Raw genomic sequence first — 24,296 nt, 5'->3', positions numbered from 1 at the left:
GACCTTTTCGGGGTGCGAAAAGCGCCGGAATCGCACCAATTGAGCGCATTTGTGTAAAGTATGGACGCATCAGCCAGCTAATCCTTTAAAATTAGGTTGATTATAACCCTCTCTTTTTAAAAAGAATTCACCGTTATGCGCGCCTCCCGTTTTTTTATTTCCACACTTAAAGATGCACCTTCTGACGCGGAAATCGTCAGCCACCAATTGATGATGCGTGCAGGCATGATCAAACGCCTCGGTTCCGGCATCTATACCTACATGCCGATGGGCTTGCGCGTGATCCGCAAGGTGGAAGCCATCATCCGTGACGAGATGAACAAAGCCGCCGCGATCGAACTGCTGATGCCGCTCGTGCAGCCGGCCGAACTGTGGCAGGAGACGGGCCGCTGGACCAAGATGGGCGACGAACTGATGCGCGTGAAAGACCGCCACGGCCGCGAATACGCGATCCAGCCGACATCGGAAGAAGTCATCACGGACGTCGTGCGCACGGAAATCAAATCCTACCGCCAGTTGCCGTTGAACTTTTATCACATCCAGACCAAGTTCCGCGACGAGCGCCGCCCACGCTTCGGCCTGATGCGCGGCCGCGAATTCACCATGAAGGACGCCTACTCGTTCGACCGCGACCTGGCCGGCATGCAAGCGTCGTACAAGGTCATGTTTGACGCCTACACGCGCATCTTCACGCGCTTCGGCCTGCAATTCCGCGCCGTGGCCGCCGACAACGGCGCCATCGGCGGTTCCGGTTCGCACGAATTCCACGTCATCGCCCACACGGGCGAAGACGCGCTCGTGTACTGCCCGACGTCCGATTACGCGGCCAACATGGAAGCGGCCGAAGCGCTGCCGCCAGCCGGCGAGCGTCCAGCAGCAAGCCAGGCGCTGACGAAAACGGCCACGCCGGACACCGTCAAATGCGAAACCGTGGCCACCTTGCTGGGTATCGATCTGTCGCAGACCGTGAAAACCATCGCCCTGACGGTGGAAACGACGGGCAAGGACGAGAAAGTCACGAAACAGCATTTCATGCTGCTGCTGCGCGGCGACCATGAATTGAACGAGATCAAGGTGGGCAAGCTTGCCGGCCTGGCCGGTCACCGTTTCTCGACGGAAGCGGAAATCCTGGAAGTCTACGGCACCATTCCCGGCTACCTGGGCCCGATCGGCACCCGCGCGCCCGTCACCGTGGTGGCGGACCGCACGGTCGCCCACATGAGCGACTTCGTTTGCGGCGCGAATGACGCCGGCTTCCACTACACGGGCGCCAACTGGGGCCGTGACATGGCCGAGCCTGCCATCGTGGCCGACTTGCGCAATGTCGTCGCCGGCGACGCCTCGCCGGACGGCCAAGGCACGCTCGCCATCGAGCGCGGCATTGAAGTGGGCCACGTGTTCCAGCTGGGTACGGCGTACTCGGAAAGCATGAAAGCCACCTTCCTCGACGAAAACGGCAAGCCTGCGCCGCTGCAGATGGGCTGCTACGGCATCGGCGTGACGCGCATCCTGGGCGCCGCCATCGAACAGAACTTCGATGACAAGGGCATCATCTGGCCCGCGTCGATCGCGCCATTCGAGGTCGTGCTGTGCCCGATGGGCATGGACCGCAGCGAACTGGTCAAGGAAGAGACGGAGAAGCTGTACGCGGCACTGCAAGGCGCCGGCGTCGACGCCATCGTCGACGACCGCGGCTTGCGTCCTGGCGCCATGTTTGCTGACTGGGAACTGATTGGCGTGCCGCACCGCATCGTCATCGGCGAGCGCGGCTTGAAAGAAGGCAAGCTGGAATATCAGGGCCGCCGCGATACGGAAGCGACCGGCGTGGCGCCGGACGAGATCGTCGCCTTCATCCAGGGCAAAATGGCGCAGTGAAGCGCCTATCAGCAAGTAAAACGGCTGGCGCGCTCGCGCTGGCCGCCTGCCTGGCCTGCGCTCCCGTGGCGCGGGCCGGCAACCAGAAGGAGGAGGCGCTGGCCGACTCCGTCCGTCTGGCCCTGTCGCACGCGATCCGCGACGAACGCCCGCCGCAACCCAGATTTTCCACCCCCGCCGACTTGCAGCGCTACCAGCAATGGCTGGCGCAGATGTCGCAACGCCTGCAGCGCAAGCTGCCGGACGCGCAGCTGCGCACGGAATTCCTGGAAACCGTATGGTACGAAGCGCGCCGCGCTGGCCTGGAGCCGGCCCTGGTGCTGGGCCTGATCCAGGTCGAGTCGGCTTACCGCAAATATGCCGTCTCGCTGGCCGGCGCGCGCGGCTACATGCAGGTGATGCCGTTCTGGACGGGCGTCATCGGCGACAGCGACCGCAGCAAGCTGTTCCACATGCAGACGAATTTGCGCTATGGCTGCGCGATTTTGCGCATGTACCTGGATATGGAACGCGGCGATTTGTATCTGGCGCTGGGCCGCTACAACGGCAGCCGTGGACGGGCCGAGTATCCGAATGCCGTGCGGGCGGCGTGGCGGCAGTGGGAATTCAGGCCGGGTGGGTAGGCCGGAATGCTGGGGTCAGACCCCCGGCAGCGTTGGCGCAAAGCTCTGTGTCAACGGTGTTGAGGGGTTGACCCCGGCAAATGGCAGCCAAAAAAATGCCCCGCTCGCAGTGATGCGGCGGGGCACTCACACGGCGCAAAACGCCCTGTGCGTATCTGATCATTTCAAATGATCGGAGATCAGTTTCGTCATTTCAAACATGGAGACTTGGGCTTTGCCGCCGAAAACTGCTTTCAGCTTGTCGTCCGCATTGATCATGCGGCGGTTGGCCGGATCTTGCAGATCGAGTTTTTTGATGTAATCCCATACCTTTTTGGTCACTTCCGTGCGCGGCAGTGGTGCTGCGCCAACAACGGCGGCCAGCTCTTTCGATGGCGTCATTGCTTTCATGAATGCTGCGTTTGGCTTGCGTGGTGTTGCCGGTGCTGCCGCTTTCTTCGCCGCTGCCGGTTTGGCTGCTGCCTTGGCTGCGGGTGCTGCTTTCTTGGCGGCTGCAGGCTTGGCTGCTGCTGCTTTGGCTGGCGCTGCTACTGGGGTTTTTTTGGCTGTTGCCATCTTCGAGCCTCCTTAACAAACACATGGGAAATTGCGCAATTAATCGCACGGCTAATATTGGTGTGGATTTACCTTGTATGCAAGTGTTTTTCACGTTTTCACGAGGAAAAAGCAGGGAAATGACGCGCCTGTCTCCCGGGCGCACCGCTTGCGGGCGCAGAACGGCGTTTTTGCCCGTAAATGGCATGCTTGCTGGCTATGCGGGGAGGGGTACTGCAGGGGGAGGGAAGAGTGATGCCGGACACATGAAAATGCAATCCGGCATTATTTAGAACGATGTTTTTCGGGGTGTTGAAGGTGGATACCTGGCCTAAATAAGGCCTTCAAAATCACAGCGAGCGGGGATGATTTGTGGCCGAGAAGCGCAACCGTACTTTAGTACGGTGAGCATCGCCGGCCGCAAAGCGCCCCGCGCAGCGGATTTTGAAGCCTTCCACTACCTCATCCCAGGCATCATGCCCTTCATACTGCGCATCATCTTCATCATGCCGCCGCCCGACAATTTCTTCATCATCGTCTGCATTTGCTCGAATTGCGTCAGCATGCGGTTCACTTCCTGCACCTGCACGCCGGCGCCGGCGGCGATGCGGCGCTTGCGCGTGGCCTTGATCAATTCAGGCTTGGCGCGTTCCTGCGGCGTCATCGAGTCGATGATGCCGCACATGCGGCGCACCTGTTTATCCGCCTGATCCATGTTCTTGCCGCCTGCCGCCTGCTGGAACTGGGCCGGCAGCTTGTCCATCAGGTTGGCCATGCCGCCCATTTTCTTCATCTGGCCCAGTTGCGCCTTGAAGTCGTTCATGTCGAACTTGCCGCCGACCTTGATCTTTTGCGCCAGATCGGCCGCCGCCTTGCTGTCGACGCCCTTGCGCGCTTCTTCCACCAGCGCGAGGATGTCGCCCATGCCCAGGATGCGGTTGGCCATGCGGGTCGGGTCGAACGCTTCCAGGCCGTCGAGTTTTTCCGAGACACCGGCAAACTTGATCGGTTTACCCGTGATGTGGCGCACGGACAGGGCCGCACCGCCGCGCGCGTCACCGTCGAGCTTGGTCAGCACGATACCGGTCAGCGGCAGCGCATCGTTGAAGGCCTTGGCCGTGTTGATGGCGTCCTGGCCCAGCATGGCGTCGACGACAAACAGGGTTTCGATCGGTTTCACGGCGCCGTGCACGGCGGCGATTTCGCGCATCATCTCGTCGTCAATACCGAGGCGACCCGCCGTATCGATGATCAGCACGTCGTGGTAATGCTTTTTCGCCCAGTCCAGTGCGGCCAGGGCGATATCGACCGGCTTGTCCGTGCTGGTGGACGGGAAGAAGTCGGCGCCCACCTGGGCGGTGACCGATTGCAGCTGGGCGATCGCGGCGGGACGATACACGTCGGCCGAGACGGTCAGCACTTTCTTCTTCTTTTCTTCCTTCAGGTATTTCGCCAGCTTGCCGACGGTGGTGGTCTTACCCACACCCTGCAGACCGGCCATCAGGATGATGGCGGGCGGCTGCTGCGCAAAGCTGATCTGCGACGCTTCCGGCCCCAGGTCGGCGCCCATCAGGGCGGCCAGCTCGCGCTGCACCACGCCAACCAGGGCCTGGCCTGGCGTGAGCGAGGAAATGACATCCTCGCCCATGGCTTTTTCTTTGACTTTGGCGATGAATTCGCGCACGGCGGGCAGGGCGACGTCGGCTTCGAGCAGCGCCAGGCGTACTTCGCGCAGCATGTCGGCGGTGTTCGCTTCGGTCAGGCGCGCCTCGCCGCGCATGGTCTTGACGACTTTGGCAAGCCGTTGGGTGAGATTATCTAGCATGATGAACCTGCAATGAAAAGCTTGGGAGTGGGCGGCGCAAGCCGGACGATGGCCGTCATTTTACCCCATCGCGGGTGGCTGGCGGTCCTGCGCTGCAGCGCCTGGCGGTTGGCCGGCTTTTGAATTACTTGGTATTTCTGCTAATACCGCGATTGCATGAAAGGCATTGCGCGGTTAGAATGAGAATAATTCTTATTTACATTCTCGGGTGATGCACGCCTGAGCGGAAAGGGATGCCATGCCGGCCGCCGATTTTGCACAGCAACAAGACCTGCACGCGCTCTACAGCATTCATCACGGCTGGCTGCAGGGCTGGTTGCGGCATAAGCTGGGTAACGCGGGCGAGGCGGCGGACCTGGCGCAAGACACCTTCATCAGCGTGCTGACGGCCGATGCCGCGCCGCGGATCCGCGAAGCGCGGCCTTTTCTCGCCACCATCGCACGGCGCCTGGTGGCGCACCGCTACCGCCGGCAAGTGCTGGAAGACGCGTATCTGGAAGCGCTGGCTTGCCTGCCGCCCGAGGTGGCGCCCGCGCCCGAAGAACGGCTGCTGGCGCTGGAAGCCTTGCAGGAAATCGACCAGGCCCTCGACGGCTTGCCCGCGCCCGTGCGCACGGCGTTCTTGCTGGCGCAGCTGGAGGGCCTCAGCTATGCCGAGATCGCCGCGCGCCTGAACGTGTCGTCCAGCTCGGTCAAGCAATACCTGACGCGGGCCAACCGCCAGGTGTTTTTCTCGCTGCCGGCATGAGCGCGGCGGCAGACCCCGCAGCTCCGGCGGCCATCCGCGAGGAGGTGCAGCAGCAGGCGGCCGAGTGGCTGACCGTGCTGATGTCGAGCGAGTCCGGCGAAGCGGAACATGCGGCCTGGCAGCGCTGGCGCGAGGCCGACCCGGAACATGAACGGGCCTGGCGGCATATCGAGGCGGTGTCGCGGCGCTTCAGCGGCTTGCACCGCAGTGCGGCCGCGCAGGCGCTGGCCGGCACGCAGCAGAAAGCCGTCAACGGCAAGCGGCGCCAGTTGCTGGCGTGGCTGGGCGTGGCGGCCGGCGGCGGCGTGCTGGCCGCGCAGACGGGCGCCTGGGACGGCGTGCGCGCCCTGCGTGCCGACTACCGCACGGCGACGGGCGAGCGGCGCGAGGTGGTGCTGGACGATGGCAGCGTGCTCAGCATGAATACTGACTCGGCCGTGAACGTGCGTTTCGACGCCAGCCGCCGCCTGATCGAGTTGCTGGCCGGCGAGATCCTCGTCACCAGCGGCCATGGCGCTGGCAGCGACGCGCCTTTGGTGGTGGCCACGCGCGAAGGCCGGGTACGCGCGCTGGGCACGCGCTTTGCCGTGCGCCAGCAGGATGACTACAGCACAGTGGACGTGTTTGAAAGCGCCGTTGAAATCCGCCCCCGCGACGGCACCGGCGCGCCTTTGCTGCTGGCGGCCGGGCGCGGCGCGGCATTTTCCCGCCACGCGCCGGCCGCGCCGCACGCCATTGATGCGCATGCGCACGCCTGGTCGCGCGGGCAGCTGATCGTCGACGACGTGAGTCTGGGCGATTTCCTGGCCGACCTGGCCCGCTACCGCCCCGGCGTGATCGACTGCGCGCCGGAAGTGGCCCGGCTGCGCCTGTCGGGCGTGTTCCCGCTGGCCGATACCCAGCGCATCCTGAACATGCTGCCCAACTCGCTGCCCGTGCAGGTGCGCAGCCGCACGCGGTATTGGGTGACGGTCGAACCAGCTCCGTAGCCCTTGCAATAAAAAATATTGTTCAATCAGGCTGCCCGTTTTCGATTCTCGCGGCACCTGTAGTTGAGAGACGCAGTTTCAATCATGAAGACAAGGCGTGTGGCCCGTTTGATCCGGGGCTGCCGCGCCGCCACGATCAATTTTGATGGAAGGACGTAGTGTGATGCATCTGATGTACAAGGTCTGCCGCCCGGCACAACAGCCATACCCGGGAGTGCCGCGATGATGAAATCGGCCCGCATGATGTTGTTCTCGCGCGTGCTCGCCGCCGTCTTTGGCGGCTATGCGCTCACGTCCGGCGTGGCCGTGCTGCTGTCGGCCGTGCTGCCGCTGTCGCGCGCCGAAGCCGTGCTGACGGCCACCCTGAGCGCCTTCGTCGTGTACACCTGCGCCGTGATCTGGGTCTTTGCCGTGCAAGACCTGCGCCGCGCCTGGCTCGGCATGCTGCTGCCGGCGATTCTATGCGGCGGCATCGGCCTGCTGCTGTCGCGAGGTACCGCATGAACGCCGTCAAGGTCGACAAAGTGGTGAAAACGCCGCAGCAGGGCGGCTTGCGCCAGGCCATGGCCTGGCTGCATACGTGGAGCGGCCTGTGGATTTCCTGGTTGCTGTTCGCCATTTTCCTGACCGGCACCCTGGCCGTCTTCGACGATCCGATCGGCCACTGGATGACGCCCGAACACGCTTTGGCCGAGGCGGCGCACGCGAACGATCCGCCGCTGCCGAATGTCACGGACCGCGCGCAGCGCCTGGAACTGGCGCTCGACTTCATGGCGAAGGAACACCCGAAGGCGGACATGTGGGAAATCTGGCCCGTGCAGCGGCCCGGCCACGGCCTGTCCGCCTACTGGTTCCAGCCCGGCGGCGGCTATGGCTCGGCGGACCTCGATCCGCTGACGGGCGCCATCGTCGAACATGCGCGCGAGGCGACGGAACGCGAGACGATCGGCGGCCACCATTTCGTCGATTTCCACTACGAGCTGCACGCGGGACGCATCGGCGTGTGGATCGTCGCCATCACCACCATGATCATGCTGGTGGCGCTGGTGAGCGGCGTCATCACGCACAAGCGCATCTTCAAGGATTTCTTTACCTTCCGCCCGGCCAAGGGCCAGCGTTCGTGGCTCGACGCGCACAACGCGGTGGCCGTGCTGACCTTGCCGTTCCAGTTCATGATCGCCTACACGGGCCTGGCATTTTTCAGCGACGACTATGTACCGGCCCCCGTGGCGGCGCAATACGGCATGGACAATCCCAAGAAGGCCTTCCTGGCCGACTGGAACGATGTGGGCAAGCCCGTGAAGTCGGGCCAGCCGCTGGCCATTCCCGCGCTGGAACCGTTCGCGCTGCGCGCCGAACAGGCCATCGGCCAGGAAATCCGCGCCGTGGTGCTGGACAATCCGAACGACGCCTCCATGCGCGTGTGCATGTACGGCTGGAACGAGGATGCGGAACTGCTCGAACGCCTGAGCGCCAATACGGGCAGGGCCTGCTATGCGCTGGCGACGGGCGAGCAGGTCGCCGTGCGCCTGCCGGGAGAGTCGGACACGGGCGGCGCCGGCCTGACGCGCTCCGTCATGTCGAACCTGCACATGGTGGGTTTCGGCGGCACGCCCATGCGCTGGCTGTACTTCTTCTGCGGCCTGGCCGGCACGGCCATGATGGGCACGGGCGCCATCCTGTTCCTGGTCAAGCGGCGGCAGAAGTCGGGCGGCGAGTTCGGTGCCTATACGCAGCGCGTGTACCGCGTCATCGCCTGCCTGAACGTGGCGGCCATCGCCGGCCTGGCCATCGCCTGCGCGGGCTTCCTGTGGGCCAACCGCCTGATCCCCGTCGGCATCGAGCAGCGCGCCGGCTGGGAAGTGCGCGCCTTCTTTGGCGTGTGGTTTTTGATGCTGCTGCACGCCTGCCTGCGGGCGGAAAAGCGCGCGTGGATCGAGCAATTGGGCTTGCTGGCCGCCCTGTGCCTGCTGCTGCCCGTATTGAATGTGCTGAGCACGGGCGATAACCTGGCGGCGCAGCTCGCGCGCGGCGACTGGGAAAGCGCCGGCGTGGAACTGGGCAGCATGGCCTTCGGCCTGCTGGCCGCCTGGGGCGCGTGGAAAGTCCACAAGCGCAAGGAAAAGCCGCTAAAAAAAGCCGCCGCCAGGGAAGGCGCCGCGCCCACGGCCAGCCTGCACGTCACTGCGGAAGGACAGTCATGATCAACACCATTCTGTGCGCGCTGGGCCTGGCGTATGCGGGCATGGCCAGCCTTTCATTGGCGATGGACCGCCATCACGGCCAGGTCTGGGGGCGCGATGCGGCGCCGCACGTGCGGCGCGCGCTGCAACTGGCCGGTACCGTCCTGCTGGCGCTGGCCATCTGGCCCTGCGTGGCCGGCTGGAGCGCCAGCGTCGGCGTGGTCGCCTGGCTCGGATTCATCGGGGTGGGCGCGCTGCTGGTAGCCCTGCTGCTGCCGTACGCCCCCCGCTTGCTGTTGCGTAGTGCCCTGCTGGCAGCCGTCGCCGCGCTGGCAGGTCTTGTGATGTACCTGCGGTGATGTTCACCGCCATTTTCAAGGATGGACCGATGTATTTTTTACGCCTGGCGACACCGATTGATGTTTTGACTGTATTGAAAGTGGTTTCCTGATGGCGGCCCGTCTGCCTTCCCGCCGCGCCCGCATCCTCGGCGGCGCGGTCTTGCTGGCGCTGTTCGGCGCCGGCGCCCTGTGGGCCACGCGCGGCCCGGCCACCGTGTTCGACACGGCGCCCGTCAAGCGCGGCAACATCGAAGCGAGCGTCACGGCCATCGGCACCCTGCAGCCGCAAACCTATGTCGACGTGGGCGCGCAGGTGTCGGGCCAGATCACGCGCCTGCACGTGCAGCCGGGCAGCGCCGTGGAAAAAGGCCAGTTGCTGGCCGAGATCGACCCCAGCGTGCAGCAAGCCACGGTCGACGCGGGCCGCGCCGCCCTGGCGGGCTTGCGCGCGCAGCTGGCCGACCAGCAGGCGCAGCACCGCCTGGCGGGCCGGCAGCACGTGCGCCAGCAGCAGATGGCCAAGTTCGACTCGACGCCGCTGGCCGACCTGGAAACGGCCGAAGCCACGCTGGCCTCGGCCGGCGCCAAGATCGACCACCTGAAGGCGCAGATAGCCCAGACCCAGGCCAGCCTGAAGGCGGACGAGGCGCGCCTCGGCTACACGCGCATCTACGCGCCCATGGCCGGCAAGGTCGTGGGCCTGGACGCGAAAGAGGGACAAACCCTGAACGCCACCTACCAGACGCCGAACATCCTGCGCATCGCCGACCTGTCGGCCATGACGGTGTGGACGGAGGTGTCGGAGGCGGACGTGCGCCGCGTGCGCCCGGACATGCCCGTGTACTTCACCACCCTGGGCGGCGACCAGCGGCGCTGGAGCGGCAAGGTGCGGCAAGTGCTGCCGGCGCCGCCCGTGCCCGGCGGTGCCGCCGCCGGCACGGCCCTGGCGCCGTCGACCAGCAAGGTGATCTTGTATACAGTGCTGTTCGACGTGGATAACGCGGATGGCGAACTGATGCCGCAGATGACGGCGCAAGTGGTGTTCGTCACGGCGGCGGCGACCAATGTGCTGGCCGTGCCCTTGCCGGCCTTGACGCCATCGACGCAAGAAGGCGCCAAGCCGGGGCAGTTCACGGCCCGCGTGATGGATGCCGACGGTAATGTGGGGACGCGTGCCGTCACCGTGGGCGTGCGCAACCGCCTGAATGCGGAAGTGCTGCAAGGCTTGCGCGAAGGCGAACTGCTGGTGACGGGCGAGCAGCCGGCCGGCAGCGGCAGCAGCAGGTTCCAGCTGTGAACGCCATGAGCGAGGCCAGGTCGCTGGGGCAGCCGGAGCCGCCACCACCCCTGATTGAACTTGCCGGCATCCGCAAGCGCTACGGCGGCCATGACGGCGCGCCGGCCGTGGAAGTGCTGCGCGGCCTGACCTTGGCGATCGGCGCCGGCGAATTCGTCGCCATCGTCGGCGCGTCCGGTTCCGGCAAGTCGACCCTGATGCACTTGCTTGGGTGTCTGGACCGGCCCAGCGACGGCAGCTACCGCTTCGCCGGCCAGGACGTGGCCAGCCTGAATCCCGATGCACTGGCGTGGCTGCGGCGCGAAGCGTTCGGTTTCGTCTTCCAGGGCTATCACCTGATCGCCACCGAATCGGCGCGCGAGAACGTCGAAGTGCCGGCCCTGTACGCGGGCATGCCGGCCGCGGCCCGCCACGCCCGCTCGGCAGCGCTGCTCAAGCGCCTGGGCCTGGGCGAGCGGCTCGATCACCGGCCGAACCAGTTGTCGGGCGGGCAGCAGCAGAGGGTGTCCATCGCGCGCGCCCTGATGAATGGCGGGCGCATCATCCTCGCCGATGAGCCGACGGGGGCGTTAGACAGCAGCAGCGGCGCCGAAGTCATGGCCCTGCTGGGCGAACTGGCCGACGCGGGCCACACCATCATCCTCATTACGCACGATCGCAAGGTGGCGGCCCAGGCGCGCCGTGTGATCGAGATCAGCGACGGCGAAATCGTCGCCGACTCGGGCGCCGTCGCCATCCCCGCCACGGCGACGGCCCTGCCGCCGCTGGACATGTCGCGCGCCGCCCACGGTGCGCATGACGGGGGCGCGTCGCTGGGCACGGAATTGCTCGACGCGGCGCGCGCGGCCTGGCGCGTGCTGTGGATCAACCGCTTCCGCACGGGCCTGACCCTGCTCGGCATCGTCATCGGCGTCGCTTCCGTGATCGTCATGCTGGCCATCGGCCTGGGCACGCGCCAGCAGGTGATGGCGCAATTGGGCGCCTTCGGCTCGAATCTGCTGTACATGGCCTCGCGCGGCGAAAGTTCGCGCATCCCCGGGCGCAGCATCACCCTGGCCGACCTCGATGCGCTCAAGGACGTGCCGGGCATTTCCCACGTGCTGCCGAATGTCACGGGCAACAAGGTGATACGCCACGGCAACCTCGACGTGCAGACGTATGTGCGCGGCACGGGGCCGGCCCTGCCGCGGATCCAGACCTGGCCGGTGGCCAAGGGCGGCTTCTTCACGGAGGAAGACGAGCGCGAAATGGCCACCGTGGCCGTGCTGGGCGCGCACCTGGCGGAAAAGCTGATGCCCGACGTGGCCAACCCCGTGGGGCAGAGCATCCTGATCGGCAACGTGCCGTTCCAGGTGATCGGCGTGATGAGCGCGAAGGGCGCGCTGACGGGCGAGAAGGATGAGGACGACGTGCTGCTGCTGCCGTTTTCCACGGCCGGCATCCGCGTCTTCGGCCAGCGCGAGCCGACTTACACGGTGCTGGCGGTGGCCGACGTCAAGCGCGTGACCGAGGTGGAGGCGGCGGTCGACGCCACCATGTTCGAGCGTCACCGCATCCGCGACTATGGCATCAGCAACGCGGCCGCGTCGATCGCTGCCGAAGCGAAGACGCAGGACAACATGACCATGATGCTCAGCCTGATCGCCGCCGTCTCGCTGGTGGTGGGCGGCATCGGCGTCATGAACGTGATGCTGATGACGGTGCGCGAACGCACGCGCGAAATCGGCATCCGCATGGCGACGGGCGCGCGCCGGCGCGACATCCTTCGCCAGTTCCTCACCGAAGCCGTGCTGGTGTCGGTGGTGGGCGGCGTGGCCGGCATCGTGGTCGGCGTGACGGTGGCCGGCTTGCTGCTGGCGTGGGACGTGCCGGTGATCTTTTCGCTCAGCGCCGTCGGCGGCGCGTTTGCCTGCGCCGTGGTGACGGGGCTGGTGTTTGGCTTCATGCCGGCGCGCAAGGCGTCGGGGCTCGATCCGGTGGTGGCGCTGGCTGGTCAGTAATGCTCATCGGCGGCCGGGCATCCGGTTTCCATGATTGCCTGCCTTTGCGTTGTAGCAACAGCGCCAAGGCAGGCGGTCCATAAAAAAGATTGCTCCCGGCTTAACACACGGTACTATCTCCTCATAATAAGAAGCCGTGTTTCGCATAGCTGTGCCCTGGCGGGCACACGTCAACCACCACAGGAGAACCCGATGCAGCAAAAATCAATCGTGAAGACCGGTATCGCCGCCGCCCTCGTGCTGGCGTTCGGCATGGGCGCCGTCCAGGCTCAGGCGCAGGAAGTTGTGCGCCTGGGTAACTTGAAATTCGCCCATTACGGCGCCGTGTCGTACATCAAGGAAATCGCGCCCAAGTGCGGCATCAAGGTCGAAGAGCATGTCTTCGCCAAGGGCCTCGACGTGATGCAGGCGATTATCGCGGGCGAGCTGGACGTGGGGGCGACGGCGTCCGAGGCGGCCATTTCCGGCCGCGCGGGCGGCGCGCCCATCTATGTGGTGGCCGGCTTTGCCAAGGGCGGCGCGCGCCTGGTGGCGGGCGCCGGGCAAAAGATTGCCAGCGTCAAGGAGCTCAAGGGCAAGCGCGTGGGCGTGACGCGCGGCGGCATCCAGGAAGTGCTGCTGCTGGCCGAGCTGGCGCAGGCGGGCCTGACGTATTCCGAAACCAAGGGCAAGGATGTGCAACTGGTGTTTCTGGCCTACGCCGACTTGAACCAGGCTCTGATGGGCAAGAATATCGACGCCATGATGCAGTCGGAACCGCAATCATCGCAGGCCATCAACAAGGGCTTCGGGAGCGAAGTCATCAAGCCGTACGACACGCCGATCGGCGAACCCGTGCGTACCATGGTGATGACGGAAAAGTTCTACAAGGAACGCCGTCCCGTGGCGGAGAAGTTCATGCGCTGCTTCGTCGAAGCGACGAAAACCTTTATCGACAACAAGGCGACGGCGGAAAAGTATGTGCGCGAAGTCGTGTTCCGCGGCCAGATCACGAAGGATGACTTCGACGACGCGATCAGCAATTCGCCGTATTCGTACGACATCACGCCCGAGCATATCCAGGTGACCACGGATGTGATGGTGAAAACGGGCGTGGGCCGCATGACGAAGCCGCCCGTAGCCAAGGACTGGGTCAAGACGGACTTGCTGGAGCAGGCGAAAAAGAGCCTGAACGTGAAGTAAATCAGGAAAGCATGAAAAAAACCTCCGCGCCGGTGCCGGTGCGGAGGTGGTGGCGGGGCGGCCTTAGCGGGCGTTGAAACCCATCCAGCCCTTCTCCGTCTGCCGGAAGCTCAAGGTGTAGATGCGGGTCAGCTCATCGCCTTTCTTGAGCTGGCGGCTGATGATGGCGCCGTAATTGTCTTGCACCAGCTGGTCCGACCATTGCAGCAGGTTCTCGAAGCGCTCGGCCGTCATCGCCGCCTGGCGCGCCAGCAGCGGCGCGGGAATCGCCTTCTTTTCCTGCTGCTGCGCCCAGAATTCGCGGAACACCTTGTTTTCGCCGCCCATGCCGCGCGCCATCAGGCCCAGGCCCATGGTCATGCCCACGGAGCCGTCCGTCTTCGCCTCCGCCTCGAGCTTGTCGGCCACGTCGGCCAGCAATTCCAGGTAGCCCACCTTGGCGCGCAGCACGGCCGAGCCCTTGATTTCATACTGTTCGTTCTCTTTCCAGCCGTTCAGCTTTTCCAGCTTCGCGATGTCGAAGTACTGCTTGTACAGGTCATAGCTTTGGATGGAGGTGCGGAAGTACTCTTCGTACGTGGATTGAGAAGGCGTATCTTTCATGCAGCCGCTTAAGACAGTGCAGGCGGCCAGCAGGAGAGAGGTCCAGCAGAATTTTCGAAAGGACATGGCGAGGGGCGGTGGCGTCAGGGTGGATGGCTGTTGCTCTGTGGACATAATTATAGGACTGGCTAATCAGGATGGCAACGTGCCTGCGGCGTGACGACCGTGCCTCGCAGGAAAGATTGCCGAAATCTTGAGGGTGCGCCACCCCGTCATGCCTCAGGCGCGATATCATGGCAGGCTTGCGGCATTCGATGGCGGCGTCGTGCCTGCCACCCGGTCTGTCGCCTGAATCTCGCTTGCCGGCTATGGTGTAAACTTAAACTATGCAGATCTATTTCTTTTTCATCGCCGCCCTGTTGTATGCGGCGTGCGCGGTGCTTCCCTCGTCCCGTGCCCGGCTCATTGCCGGCCTGACCGGCGTCGCCTGGCTGGCGCATGCCGCCACCCTGTGGTTCGACCTGATGGCGCCGGGCACCTTGCGCTTCGGCTTTTCCGCCATGCTGTCGGCCGCGCTGTGGGTCTCGGTGGGCGCCTACTGGATAGAGAACCGCAATTTCAGCCTGGACGGACTGCGCCGCATGGTCATGCCCAGCGCCGTCCTCGCCATCGGCCTGGCCTGGGCCTTTCCTGGCAGCCAGGTCAGCATGGAAGGCAAGTCGGCCGTGTTCGGCTGGCATATTGCCGTGGCCGTGCTCGCCTACAGCACCTTGACGATCGCCGCCTTTCACGCCGTGCTGATGGCGCTGCAGGAATCGCGCTTGCACACGCGTAGCGAAAGCCGCGGCTTCATCGGCACGGCGCTTGATCAGCTGCCAGCCCTGCTGACGATGGAAAAGCTGCTGTTCCGCATGATCGGCCTGGGTTTCATTTTGCTCAGCCTGACCGTGCTGTCGGGCATCGTGTTTTCCGAGCAATTATTTGGCAAGGCCCTCAACTGGGATCACAAGTCCGTGTTTACCATGCTGTCGTGGCTGCTGTTTGCCGCGCTGCTGGCAGGCCGCCGCTTTCGCGGCTGGCGCGGCAAGACGGCCCTGAGTTTTACCCTGGCCGGTTTCGCCACCTTGCTGCTGGCCTATGTCGGCAGCCGTTTTGTACTGGAAGTGGTTTTACACCGAGGATACGCATGACACGTGTTTTATTCTGGCTGGCGCTGGTTTTCCTGGTGCTGTTTGCTATCCGCAGCAAAATCCGTGGCATGCAGCAACGGGCCCGCGCGCAGCAGCAGCCGAATCCGTATGCGCCGCCGGCGCGGCCGCAGGAATTGCCGGATGCCGAGCTGATGCTGTGCTGCGCCCACTGCGGCGTGTACTACCCGGCCTCGGAAAACGTGCAGGCCAAGGGTCACGATTACTGCAGCCACGCGCACGCCACGCTGTAAGGACGGGCCCGCGCCGCGTTGCTCAGCCGTATCGTAACGTCCTGCGGCAGCCGTCCGGCGTAGCATCTGCAGCAGGCGGTTCGCCACCGCCCTTGCAGAAAGGCGCGTCCCATGTCCAGTCCCAGCCTCAGCCCGCATAGCGCCACCGGCGCCGGCATGCCGCCGGCGCCGCAACTGAGCGGCAACTCGCTGCCCATGCAGGCGCTGCGCGCGCAGATCGGCCGCATCGCCCGCTGCGGCGCGCCGGTGGCCATCCGCGGCGAATCGGGCACGGGCAAGGAACTGGCGGCGCGCGCCATCCATGCGCAGGGCGCGCGCGCCAGCTTCCCGTTTATCGCCGTCAACTGCGGCGCCATACCCGAAGCGCTGATGGAAGCGGAATTCTTCGGCTGCCGCCCGGGCGCCTATACGGGCGCGCTGCACGAGCGCCAGGGCCTGTTCCAGGCGGCCCACGGCGGCAGTTTGCTGCTCGACGAAGTCGATGATCTGCCGCTGGCCATGCAGGTGAAGCTGTTGCGCGTGCTGCAGGAGCGCCGCGTGCGCAAGCTGGGCGGCAGTACTGACGAAGCCATCGACGTGCGCATCCTGTGCGCCAGCCAGCATGGCCTGGCGCGCGGCGTGGCCGCCGGGACGTTTCGCCAGGACCTGTTTTACCGCCTCCATGTGATCGAGCTGGCGTTGCCGCCGCTGCGCGAGCGACGCGGCGATCTGCAGGTATTATGTGAGGTGATCCTCGCGCGCCTGTCGCCACGCCGGACCGTGAGCCTGGCGCCGCCGGTGCTGGCGGCCCTGGCCGCGTATGCGTTTCCCGGCAATGTGCGCGAACTGGAAAACGTGCTGGAGCGGGCGCTGGCCTTTGCCGACGGCGGCGTGATCGCGCTCGACGGGCTGGCCTTGCCGTCCACGGCGGGCGCCGTGCCCTTGCGGCCGGCGCCGGCGCTGCCGGCTTTGCCGCAGCGGCAATTGAGCCTGCCCGGCATGGCGGCGCATGGCGTGGCCGCCGTCGTGCCGCTGGACGCGTATTTGCGCCAGGCCGAGCGCGACATGATCATGCTGGCGCTGGTGCAGGCGCGCTACCACCGCGCGCGGGCCGCGCGGCAGCTGGGCCTGAGCGTGCGCCAGTTGCGTTACCGCATGCAGAAATTGACGATACAGGAAGCCTTGCCTGATGAGCACATGGACGATAGATGAAGACGGCTGGTGCGACGGCGCGCTGCGCTATGACTCGCCGTACTGCGATGCGCGCCCGGACGGTGCGCAAGTCGATTTGCTGGTGATCCATAACATCAGCTTGCCGGGCGGCCACTTCGGCGGGCCGCATGTGTCGGACTTGTTTACCGGCCGGGTAGATTATAATGCCGATCCTTCTTTCGCCGACCTGCGTGGCTTGCAGGTGTCGGCGCACTTTTTTGTGCGGCGCGATGGCGCGCTGGTGCAGTATGTTTCTACTGATCAACGTGCCTGGCATGCGGGCGCGTCCACTTTCGAAGGACGCCCGCAGTGCAATGGCTATTCCATCGGTATCGAAATGGAAGGCGCGGACGATGTGCCTTTCCAGCGGCGGCAATACCATGTGCTGGCGGCACTGACGGCGGCGCTGGTGGCGCGCCACGGGCTGTCGCAGGTGCGCGGCCACGAGCATATCGCACCGGGAAGGAAGACGGATCCGGGGCCGTTTTTTGACTGGCATTTTTATCAAGAATGCTGGCTGGAAACCCTGCGCGGACAGGCTGTGTTAGCGCTTACTTCGCGGGGATTGGGCTTTCCATCCATGCCCTGAAAAGTCAACCGAAATCGTATAAGAAAAGACAAAAAATTACGCTGACGGATGCCGGAAAACTATTGCATCCCCCTCCGATGGGCACTACAATTAGTGAAGAAGTTGGATGTAAAGACTATATGTAGTGCCATCACAGACGTTTTCAGAATTATTGTCAAAAGCTACCCGGATTGCTGATAAAGCACTGGAACTGGCGGTTCATCACCCTTGATCGTGTTTCGCGCCAGCCGGGCAGTGCGGTGTGGCGATCTGGATACTGAGCTGTTTTATGCATTATAAATTTACTATTTAGCAACAAATACCTGAAGAAACCCTGACCATCGGGCGTTCTATTCAACAACACACGCGGCAGCAAAACTGCAGGCTGACTTTAGCTGACAACGGGAGCTTCAATGCAATCACCACAAGATATTTCCATCCATCCAACGCCAGTATCGCCAGCGCCAGGCGCGGCCAACAGCGTGGCGAGCACGGGCGCGGCATTGGGCGACTATCGCATCATCCGCCGCAACGGCGCGGTGGTGGCATTTGAGCCTTCGAAGATCGCCATCGCCATGACCAAGGCGTTTTTGGCCGTTAACGGCGGTCAGGGCGCAGCCTCGGCACGCATCCGCGAACTGGTGGAACAATTGACCGACGGCGTGGTCGCCGCGCTGGTGCGCCGCCACCCGGGCGGCGGCACCTTCCATATTGAAGACGTGCAAGACCAGGTGGAACTGTCGCTGATGCGTTCGGGCGAGCACGACGTGGCGCGTGCCTACGTGCTGTACCGCGCCAAGCACATGGAAGAGCGCCGCCTGCAGAAGGAGGCGCAAGGCGCCTCCGCGCAAGTGACCGCACCGCAATTGAACGTGCTGGACAACGGCGTGCGCCGCCTGCTGGACATGCAGGAAGTGCGCGACCTGATCAACGCCGCCTGCGCCGGCCTGGAAAAGCACGTCGATGCCGACGCCATCCTGGCTGAAACGGTGAAAAACCTGTATGACGGCGTGCCCGTCGAAGAGCTGCACAAGTCGGCCATCCTGGCGGCGCGCGCGCTGATGGAAAAAGACCCGGCCTACAGCCAGGTCACGGCCCGCATCCTGCTGCATACGGTGCGCAAGGAAGTGTTCGGCAAGGAAGTGCCGCAAGCGGCCGCTGCCGCCGAATACCTGACGTATTTCCCGCAATACATTGCCAAGGGTATCGCCGCCGAGCTGCTGAACCCGGTACTCGCCAGCTTCGACCTGGAGCGCCTGGCGAAAGCCATCGTGGCCGACCGCGACTTGCAATTCGGCTACATCGGCCTGCAAACCCTGTACGACCGCTACTTCCTGCACATCCAGGACGTGCGCATCGAAATGCCGCAGGCGTTCTACATGCGCGTGGCCATGGGCCTGGCGCTGAACGAGGCGGACCGCGAAGCGCGCGCCATCGAGTTCTACAGCCTGCTGTCCTCGTTCGACTTCATGAGCTCGACCCCGACCCTGTTCAACTCGGGCACCCTGCGCTCGCAGCTGTCGTCGTGCTACCTGAGCACCGTCTCGGATGACCTGGAAGGCATCTACGACGCCATCAAGGACAATGCGCTGCTGGCCAAGTTCGCCGGCGGCCTGGGCAACGACTGGACGCCGGTGCGCGCCCTGGGCGCCCACATCAAGGGCACCAACGGCAAGTCGCAAGGCGTGGTGCCGTTCCTGAAAGTGGTGAACGACACGGCCGTGGCAGTCAACCAGGGCGGCAAGCGCAAGGGCGCCGTCTGCGCCTACCTGGAAACCTGGCACATGGATATCGAGGAATTCCTCGATCTGCGCAAGAACACGGGCGACGACCGCCGCCGCACGCACGACATGAACACGGCGAACTGGATTCCCGACATGTTCATGAAGCGCGTCATGGAAAAAGGCGAGTGGACCCTGTTCTCGCCGTCGGACACGCCAGACCTGCACGACAAGGTCGGCAAGGCCTTTGAACAGGCTTACCTGGGCTACGAAGCCAAGGCCGCCGCCGGCGAAATCCGCGTCTTCAAGAAAATCGCCGCGCTGGACCTGTGGCGCAAGATGCTGTCGATGCTGTTTGAAACGGGCCACCCATGGATCACGTTCAAGGATCCTTGCAACATCCGCAGCCCGCAGTCGCACGTCGGCGTCGTCCACAGCTCGAACCTGTGCACGGAAATCACCCTGAACACGGGCCCTGACGAAATCGCCGTCTGCAACCTCGGTTCCGTGAACCTGCCGGCGCACATGAAGGAAGGCAAGCTCGATCACGTCAAGCTGGCCAAGACCATCCGCACCGCCATGCGCATGCTCGACAACGTCATCGACATCAATTACTACGCCGTCGACAAGGCGCGCAATTCGAACATGCGCCACCGTCCGGTCGGCATGGGCGTGATGGGCTTCCAGGACTGCCTGCACATGATGCGCGTGCCGTTCGCCTCGGACGCCGCCGTGTCGTTCGCCGATACCTCGATGGAAGCCGTGTGCTACTACGCCTACCTGGCGTCGACGGAACTGGCCGAGGAGCGCGGCCGCTATGAATCGTATGCCGGTTCGCTGTGGGACCGTGGCATCCTGCCGCAAGACTCGGTGAAACTGCTGGCTGAGGAGCGCGGCGGCTACCTGGAAGTCGATTCCTCGTCGGCCATGGACTGGACCCCGGTGCGCGAACGCATCGCCAGGTTCGGCATGCGCAACTCGAATTGCGTGGCGATCGCCCCGACGGCGACGATTTCGAACATCATTGGCGTGTCGGCCTGTATCGAGCCGACGTTCCAGAACCTGTACGTGAAATCGAACCTGTCGGGCGAATTCACCGAGATCAACGGCTACCTGGTGCGCGACCTGAAGGCGCGCGACCTGTGGGATGAAGTCATGATCTCCGACCTGAAGTACTTCGACGGCTCGCTGGTGAAGATCGACCGCATCCCGCAAGACCTGCGCGACATCTACGCCACCGCCTTCGAAGTGTCGCCAAGCTGGCTGGTGGAAGCGGCTTCGCGTCGCCAGAAGTGGATCGACCAGGCCCAGTCGCTGAACATCTACATGGCTGGCGCATCGGGCAAGAAACTCGACGAGACCTACAAGCTGGCATGGCTGCGTGGCCTGAAAACCACCTACTACCTGCGTACCATCGCCGCCACCCACATGGAGAAATCGACCTCGCGTACCGGCGCCCTGAACGCCGTGGCAGTCGACGGCGGCATGTCGGCCAGCGCGCAGAGCGCCCAGGCGGCGGTCGTGGCGGCAGCGGCTGTCGCCGTGGCGCCGGTCGTGGCAGCGGCAGCGGACGACGCCGATGGCGAAGCCTGCTACCTGCGCCCGGGTGATGACGGTTTCGAGGAATGCGAAGCCTGCCAGTAAAAACCTGCTGCGCAGCAGGTTTTTAAAGAATTTAAAGTTGTCAGCCCAGAACTTCTGGGCTGATTCAATGTTGTCAATGTCCGCATTGTCCGATTCAACGGGCCTGTTGCGGATCGCCGGCTCGCCGGCATGGAAAGGAAGAAGAATATGTCGTTGTCTTGGGATGATGAAACCACGTCGGCAGCTGTGCCGCGTCCGGCGCAGCAAGCGCCGCTGGGTAATACCGATTTGAACCTGCCGGCCGGCGCCGAGCCGTCCGAAGCGAACGCCGAGCAAGTGGCGCGCCGCGTGAATGCCGACGACAAGCGCATCATCAACGGCAAGACGGACGTCAACCAGCTGGTGCCGTTCAAGTACAAGTGGGCATGGGACAAATACCTGGCCGGCTGCGCCAACCACTGGATGCCGCAGGAAGTGAACATGCAGCGCGATATCGAGCTGTGGAAAAACCCGAACGGCCTGACGGACGACGAGCGCCGCCTGGTCAAGCGCAACCTGGGCTTCTTCGTGACGGCCGACTCGCTGGCCGCCAACAACATCGTGCTGGGCACCTACCGCCACATCACGGCGCCCGAGTGCCGCCAGTACCTGCTGCGCCAGGCGTTCGAGGAAGCGATCCACACGCACGCCTACCAGTACATCGTCGAATCGCTGGGCCTGGACGAAGGCGAGATCTTCAACGCCTACAACGAAGTCAAGTCGATCCGCGACAAGGATGAATTCCTGATCCCGTTCATCAACACCCTGACCGACCCGGCGTTCGTCACCGGCACGGTGGAAAACGACCAGAAGCTGCTCAAGTCCCTGATCGTGTTTGCCTGCCTGATGGAAGGCCTGTTCTTCTACGTCGGCTTCACGCAGATCCTGGCGCTGGGCCGCCAGAACAAGATGATGGGTGCTGCCGAGCAGTATCAGTACATCCTGCGCGACGAATCGATGCATTGCAACTTCGGCATCGACTTGATCAACACGATCAAGATGGAAAACCCGCAGCTGTGGACGGCCGCCTTCCGCGAAGAGATCAAGGACCTGTTCATGAAGGCCGTGGAACTGGAATACGCGTACGCGGAAGACACCATGCCGCGCGGCGTGCTGGGTCTGAACGCGCCGATGTTCAAGGGCTACCTGCGCTTCATCGCCAACCGCCGCGCGCAGCAGATCGGCATCGAACCGCTGTTCGCCCAGGAAGAAAACCCGTTCCCGTGGATGAGCGAGATGATCGACATGAAGAAGGAACGCAACTTCTTCGAGACGCGCGTGACGGAATACCAGACCGGCGGCGCGCTGAACTGGGAATAAGCCAGCCGATGGCGTCACAAGTCATCATGTAACAAAGGCCTCGCGGATGCGGGGCCTTTTGCTATGTGGAAAGCTTATTGCACCGGGCTCACACGGTCGGGATGGTGCCGCCATCGATCACATACTCGGCGCCGTGGATCGACGCGGCGCGGTCCGAGGCCAGAAAGGCGACCAGTTCGGCCACTTCTTCCGGCTTGCCGGGGCGGCCGATGGGAATGCCGCCCAGCGTCTGCATCAGCTTCTGGCGCGCGTCGTCGTCGCTGATGCCGGCGTGGCCGGCCCAGCGCCGTATCATCGCCTGGGCCGCCGTGGTTTCGATGAAGCCCGGCGAGACGGTATTGATGCGGACGCCCTGCGGACCGAATTCCTTCGACAGTCCCTTGCTGTAGTTGCTCAGCGCAGCCTTGGCGGCCGCATACGCCAGCGTCGAATCGTACAGCGGCAGGCTGCGCTGGATCGACGAGATGTGGATGATCACGCCGTATCGGCGGGCCACCATCGCCGGCAGCAGGGCGCGGTCGAGGCGCACGGCGGCAAGCAGGTTGCCATTGAGCGCGTCTTCCCAGGCGTCGTCGTCCAGGGCCAGCGCGCCGCCCCCGGCGGCCGTCGAGCCGCCCACGTTATTGATCAGGATATCGACCCCGCCCAGGCTGGCCAGCGCCTCCCGGATCACCGTGTCGGTTCCCGCGCGGGTGCGCAGGTCGGCCGCGATGAAATGCACGCCAGCCGGCAAGCTGCTGGCGGCGGCGCGCGCCGTGGTCGCCACGCGGGCGCCGCGTTCGAGCATCAGTTGCAGCGTCGCCGCGCCCATGCCCTTCGTGCCGCCCGTGATCAGCACGCGCTTGTCCTTGAAATCGGCATTCATGCGCTGATCTCCAGGGTCTCGATGCGGTTGCCGGCGAGAGTGAAGGCAAAGCGCAGCGCCAGCGGGCTGCCGGGAAACCTGCCGCTGACGCTGCCGATGACCAGACAGCGCGTGCCCTGCATGTCGGCCGAGATGGGGCTGACGCTGGCGCCGTACTGCTTGCTGCCAGCTTCTTTCCAGGCCTTGATGGCTGCGTGGCCAACGTGCGTATGGCCGTCGTCATGCACGACGCCATCGGCTGAGAAGCACTGCGCCACGGCGTCGCCATCGTGATGGTTTTCGGCGCTAAAGTAGTCGCCGACGATTGCCGGCATGAGGAGAGACATGGTGCGTCCTTTCAGGGAGAGATAGGGAGCGACCATCATATGGCGTTCAATTGCAGAGAAATAGTACGGTCAGGGTGATAGGCTTTAAACTTCAGGTTCATTATTGGCGCATGATCCCATATGAAAAATAACTCTCTCGATGGCATCCGTACCTTTCTCGCGGTGGCCGAGCGCAAAAGTTTCAGCGCGGCGGCACTGCAGCTCGGCGTGACGGTGACGGCTGTCAGCAAGGCGATCAAGGTGATGGAACGGCAGCATGGCGTGCTGCTTTTCAAGCGCAATACGCGCAATGTCGCCTTCACCGAGGCCGGCGCGGGCTTATACGCCAGCCTGGCCGGCGCTACCCGGCAGATCGATGACGCTTTCGCCGCGCTGACCATGTTTCGCGACCGGCCCGCCGGCCATCTGCGGCTGACGGTGCCGCGCGCGCTGGGCGCGCTGGTCATGCGCGCTTTGATACCGCGTTTTCGCAACAGCTATCCTGACGTGACCATCGACCTGTCGCTCGACGATGGCGCGGTCGATCTGCTGGCGCACGGTTACGACGCCGGCATCCGCCTGGGACAGTCCGTGGAGCCGGAGATGGTGGCGGTGCGCCTGACGGGAGAGCTGCGCTGGTCCGTGGTTGGCGCGCCCGTCTACTTCGAGCGCAGAGGGCGGCCGCTGATCCCGGAAGAGCTGACGCGCCACGACGCCTTGGCCTACCGCTTTCATACTTCCGGCGCCGTGCACCGCTGGCGCTTCGTGCGCGATGGCGAAGAATTGCTGGTGGAAACCGGCGCACCCCTGGTCGTCAACGATACCACGCTGATCGCCGATTTCGCCCGCGCAGGTCTGGGTCTGGCGTATCTGCCGGACGTGGAAATCGAAGCTGATCTGGCAAGCGGCAGCTTGCTGCGGGTGCTGGAAAACGACGTGCCGCCGACGAGCGGATTGTTCCTGTATTTTCCTGCGCGTACCCAGAGCCAGCCAAAACTGCGCGCCTTCATCGATACGGCGCTGGCGCTCTCCCGGCCGGCGTCTTCCGCCGACACGCGCTAGCCTCGCCGGTTTTTTTCGGCCTGCCGCCATCGTCATGCGGACGGCTTGCGGCATCGCTTG

Annotated in this window: 22 protein-coding genes; 17 read left to right on the top strand and 5 right to left on the bottom strand. The window is 64.2% G+C overall.

Going from position 1 to position 24,296, the window contains the following annotated elements; translation table 11 throughout:
- Positions 1–135 precede the first annotated feature (135 nt).
- Positions 136–1,875, top strand: a complete 1,740-nt coding sequence (locus J0O65_RS20555) for a proline--tRNA ligase (protein ID WP_215409067.1) — start codon at positions 136–138, stop codon at positions 1,873–1,875.
- The gene (locus tag J0O65_RS20550; RefSeq protein WP_215409066.1) at positions 1,872–2,498 is read left to right on the top strand and encodes a lytic transglycosylase domain-containing protein; all 627 of its coding nucleotides are present in this window, start codon (positions 1,872–1,874) and stop codon (positions 2,496–2,498) included. Before J0O65_RS20555 ends, J0O65_RS20550 begins: the two co-directional genes overlap by 4 nt.
- Positions 2,499–2,657: 159 nt before the next feature.
- Here J0O65_RS20550 and J0O65_RS20545 read toward each other — a convergent pair whose 3' ends face one another.
- Positions 2,658–3,053: an SWIB/MDM2 domain-containing protein gene (locus tag J0O65_RS20545; protein WP_071653383.1), complete on the bottom strand. Its 396-nt coding sequence runs from the start codon at positions 3,051–3,053 to the stop codon at positions 2,658–2,660.
- Between the two features lie 436 nt (positions 3,054–3,489).
- Positions 3,490–4,857: a signal recognition particle protein gene (gene ffh / locus J0O65_RS20540; protein ID WP_215409065.1), complete on the bottom strand. Its 1,368-nt coding sequence runs from the start codon at positions 4,855–4,857 to the stop codon at positions 3,490–3,492.
- 238 nt (positions 4,858–5,095) lie between these two features.
- Here ffh and J0O65_RS20535 point away from each other — a divergent pair, with 238 nt between their 5' ends.
- From J0O65_RS20535 to J0O65_RS20500, 8 genes are all read left to right on the top strand, one after another.
- Positions 5,096–5,605 (top strand): sigma-70 family RNA polymerase sigma factor, encoded by a 510-nt coding sequence (locus tag J0O65_RS20535; protein ID WP_215409064.1) that lies wholly within the window; start codon positions 5,096–5,098, stop codon positions 5,603–5,605.
- Positions 5,602–6,594: a FecR domain-containing protein gene (locus J0O65_RS20530; protein WP_215409063.1), complete on the top strand. Its 993-nt coding sequence runs from the start codon at positions 5,602–5,604 to the stop codon at positions 6,592–6,594. The genes J0O65_RS20535 and J0O65_RS20530 overlap by 4 nt, the downstream gene beginning before the upstream one ends.
- A 222-nt stretch (positions 6,595–6,816) precedes the next feature.
- On the top strand, positions 6,817–7,098 hold the full coding sequence (locus tag J0O65_RS20525) for a hypothetical protein (RefSeq protein WP_215409062.1): 282 nt from the start codon (positions 6,817–6,819) through the stop codon (positions 7,096–7,098).
- The gene (locus J0O65_RS20520) at positions 7,095–8,798 is read left to right on the top strand and encodes a PepSY-associated TM helix domain-containing protein (RefSeq protein WP_215409061.1); all 1,704 of its coding nucleotides are present in this window, start codon (positions 7,095–7,097) and stop codon (positions 8,796–8,798) included. Before J0O65_RS20525 ends, J0O65_RS20520 begins: the two co-directional genes overlap by 4 nt.
- Complete coding sequence (locus J0O65_RS20515) at positions 8,795–9,136, top strand: DUF3325 domain-containing protein (protein WP_215409060.1); 342 nt, start codon at positions 8,795–8,797, stop codon at positions 9,134–9,136. The genes J0O65_RS20520 and J0O65_RS20515 overlap by 4 nt, the downstream gene beginning before the upstream one ends.
- Positions 9,137–9,227: 91 nt before the next feature.
- Positions 9,228–10,415, top strand: coding sequence for an efflux RND transporter periplasmic adaptor subunit (locus J0O65_RS20510; RefSeq protein ID WP_215409059.1), 1,188 nt, complete (start codon positions 9,228–9,230; stop codon positions 10,413–10,415).
- A 5-nt stretch (positions 10,416–10,420) separates the two neighbouring features.
- The gene (locus J0O65_RS20505; RefSeq protein WP_215409058.1) at positions 10,421–12,415 is read left to right on the top strand and encodes a MacB family efflux pump subunit; all 1,995 of its coding nucleotides are present in this window, start codon (positions 10,421–10,423) and stop codon (positions 12,413–12,415) included.
- Between the two features lie 252 nt (positions 12,416–12,667).
- Entirely contained in the window at positions 12,668–13,597 is a 930-nt protein-coding gene (locus J0O65_RS20500) for an ABC transporter substrate-binding protein (protein WP_502793582.1), read from the top strand.
- A gap of 63 nt (positions 13,598–13,660) precedes the next feature.
- On the opposite strand, the gene J0O65_RS20495 is transcribed toward J0O65_RS20500, so the two are convergent.
- Complete coding sequence (locus tag J0O65_RS20495) at positions 13,661–14,200, bottom strand: hypothetical protein (RefSeq protein WP_215409056.1); 540 nt, start codon at positions 14,198–14,200, stop codon at positions 13,661–13,663.
- Positions 14,201–14,526: 326 nt separating this feature from the next.
- On the opposite strand from J0O65_RS20495, the gene J0O65_RS20490 reads away from it, so the two are divergent.
- The 6 genes from J0O65_RS20490 (at position 14,527) to J0O65_RS20465 (ending at position 22,004) form a co-directional block, all read left to right on the top strand.
- On the top strand, positions 14,527–15,330 hold the full coding sequence (locus tag J0O65_RS20490) for a cytochrome C assembly family protein (protein WP_215409055.1): 804 nt from the start codon (positions 14,527–14,529) through the stop codon (positions 15,328–15,330).
- Complete coding sequence (locus J0O65_RS20485; RefSeq protein ID WP_152253137.1) at positions 15,327–15,581, top strand: PP0621 family protein; 255 nt, start codon at positions 15,327–15,329, stop codon at positions 15,579–15,581. The genes J0O65_RS20490 and J0O65_RS20485 overlap by 4 nt, the downstream gene beginning before the upstream one ends.
- 111 nt (positions 15,582–15,692) lie before the next feature.
- Positions 15,693–16,772, top strand: a complete 1,080-nt coding sequence (locus J0O65_RS20480) for a sigma 54-interacting transcriptional regulator (RefSeq protein WP_215409054.1) — start codon at positions 15,693–15,695, stop codon at positions 16,770–16,772.
- Positions 16,750–17,361, top strand: a complete 612-nt coding sequence (ampD, locus tag J0O65_RS20475) for a 1,6-anhydro-N-acetylmuramyl-L-alanine amidase AmpD (protein WP_215409053.1) — start codon at positions 16,750–16,752, stop codon at positions 17,359–17,361. The genes J0O65_RS20480 and ampD overlap by 23 nt, the downstream gene beginning before the upstream one ends.
- A 392-nt stretch (positions 17,362–17,753) precedes the next feature.
- On the top strand, positions 17,754–20,705 hold the full coding sequence (locus tag J0O65_RS20470) for a ribonucleoside-diphosphate reductase subunit alpha (protein ID WP_215409052.1): 2,952 nt from the start codon (positions 17,754–17,756) through the stop codon (positions 20,703–20,705).
- Positions 20,706–20,852: 147 nt separating this feature from the next.
- Positions 20,853–22,004, top strand: coding sequence for a ribonucleotide-diphosphate reductase subunit beta (locus J0O65_RS20465; protein WP_070218582.1), 1,152 nt, complete (start codon positions 20,853–20,855; stop codon positions 22,002–22,004).
- Positions 22,005–22,092: 88 nt separating this feature from the next.
- Here the strand turns inward: J0O65_RS20465 and J0O65_RS20460 are convergent, their stop codons facing one another.
- Together J0O65_RS20460 and J0O65_RS20455 are read right to left on the bottom strand one after the other, a co-directional pair.
- On the bottom strand, positions 22,093–22,869 hold the full coding sequence (locus tag J0O65_RS20460; RefSeq protein ID WP_215409051.1) for an SDR family oxidoreductase: 777 nt from the start codon (positions 22,867–22,869) through the stop codon (positions 22,093–22,095).
- Entirely contained in the window at positions 22,866–23,195 is a 330-nt protein-coding gene (locus J0O65_RS20455; protein WP_215409050.1) for a nuclear transport factor 2 family protein, read from the bottom strand. Before J0O65_RS20455 ends, J0O65_RS20460 begins: the two co-directional genes overlap by 4 nt.
- A 120-nt stretch (positions 23,196–23,315) precedes the next feature.
- Here J0O65_RS20455 and J0O65_RS20450 point away from each other — a divergent pair, with 120 nt between their 5' ends.
- Positions 23,316–24,236, top strand: coding sequence for a LysR family transcriptional regulator (locus J0O65_RS20450; protein WP_215409049.1), 921 nt, complete (start codon positions 23,316–23,318; stop codon positions 24,234–24,236).
- Positions 24,237–24,296: the final 60 nt, after the last annotated feature.

It is taken from the genome of Janthinobacterium sp. JC611, assembly GCF_018682595.1.
GTDB lineage: Bacteria > Pseudomonadota > Gammaproteobacteria > Burkholderiales > Burkholderiaceae_D > Janthinobacterium.
Note: the sequence above shows the minus strand (reverse complement) of the source record. Positions and strands in the feature narration are given on the sequence as shown.

What these genes read in the sequence shown, in the direction of transcription:
- J0O65_RS20535 (WP_215409064.1), top strand. Translation starts at nt 5,096, where the DNA reads ATGCCGGCCGCCGATTTTGCACAGCAACAAGACCTGCACGCGCTCTAC.
- J0O65_RS20470 (WP_215409052.1), top strand. Translation starts at nt 17,754, where the DNA reads ATGCAATCACCACAAGATATTTCCATCCATCCAACGCCAGTATCGCCA.
- J0O65_RS20525 (WP_215409062.1), top strand. Translation starts at nt 6,817, where the DNA reads ATGATGAAATCGGCCCGCATGATGTTGTTCTCGCGCGTGCTCGCCGCC.
- J0O65_RS20495 (WP_215409056.1), bottom strand. Translation starts at nt 14,200, where the DNA reads ATGAAAGATACGCCTTCTCAATCCACGTACGAAGAGTACTTCCGCACC.
- J0O65_RS20530 (WP_215409063.1), top strand. Translation starts at nt 5,602, where the DNA reads ATGAGCGCGGCGGCAGACCCCGCAGCTCCGGCGGCCATCCGCGAGGAG.
- J0O65_RS20505 (WP_215409058.1), top strand. Translation starts at nt 10,421, where the DNA reads ATGAGCGAGGCCAGGTCGCTGGGGCAGCCGGAGCCGCCACCACCCCTG.
- ampD (WP_215409053.1), top strand. Translation starts at nt 16,750, where the DNA reads ATGAGCACATGGACGATAGATGAAGACGGCTGGTGCGACGGCGCGCTG.
- J0O65_RS20545 (WP_071653383.1), bottom strand. Translation starts at nt 3,053, where the DNA reads ATGGCAACAGCCAAAAAAACCCCAGTAGCAGCGCCAGCCAAAGCAGCA.
- ffh (WP_215409065.1), bottom strand. Translation starts at nt 4,857, where the DNA reads ATGCTAGATAATCTCACCCAACGGCTTGCCAAAGTCGTCAAGACCATG.
- J0O65_RS20490 (WP_215409055.1), top strand. Translation starts at nt 14,527, where the DNA reads ATGCAGATCTATTTCTTTTTCATCGCCGCCCTGTTGTATGCGGCGTGC.
- J0O65_RS20500 (WP_502793582.1), top strand. Translation starts at nt 12,668, where the DNA reads ATGGGCGCCGTCCAGGCTCAGGCGCAGGAAGTTGTGCGCCTGGGTAAC.
- J0O65_RS20510 (WP_215409059.1), top strand. Translation starts at nt 9,228, where the DNA reads ATGGCGGCCCGTCTGCCTTCCCGCCGCGCCCGCATCCTCGGCGGCGCG.
- J0O65_RS20515 (WP_215409060.1), top strand. Translation starts at nt 8,795, where the DNA reads ATGATCAACACCATTCTGTGCGCGCTGGGCCTGGCGTATGCGGGCATG.
- J0O65_RS20485 (WP_152253137.1), top strand. Translation starts at nt 15,327, where the DNA reads ATGACACGTGTTTTATTCTGGCTGGCGCTGGTTTTCCTGGTGCTGTTT.
- J0O65_RS20450 (WP_215409049.1), top strand. Translation starts at nt 23,316, where the DNA reads ATGAAAAATAACTCTCTCGATGGCATCCGTACCTTTCTCGCGGTGGCC.
- J0O65_RS20465 (WP_070218582.1), top strand. Translation starts at nt 20,853, where the DNA reads ATGTCGTTGTCTTGGGATGATGAAACCACGTCGGCAGCTGTGCCGCGT.
- J0O65_RS20480 (WP_215409054.1), top strand. Translation starts at nt 15,693, where the DNA reads ATGTCCAGTCCCAGCCTCAGCCCGCATAGCGCCACCGGCGCCGGCATG.
- J0O65_RS20555 (WP_215409067.1), top strand. Translation starts at nt 136, where the DNA reads ATGCGCGCCTCCCGTTTTTTTATTTCCACACTTAAAGATGCACCTTCT.
- J0O65_RS20520 (WP_215409061.1), top strand. Translation starts at nt 7,095, where the DNA reads ATGAACGCCGTCAAGGTCGACAAAGTGGTGAAAACGCCGCAGCAGGGC.
- J0O65_RS20455 (WP_215409050.1), bottom strand. Translation starts at nt 23,195, where the DNA reads ATGTCTCTCCTCATGCCGGCAATCGTCGGCGACTACTTTAGCGCCGAA.
- J0O65_RS20460 (WP_215409051.1), bottom strand. Translation starts at nt 22,869, where the DNA reads ATGAATGCCGATTTCAAGGACAAGCGCGTGCTGATCACGGGCGGCACG.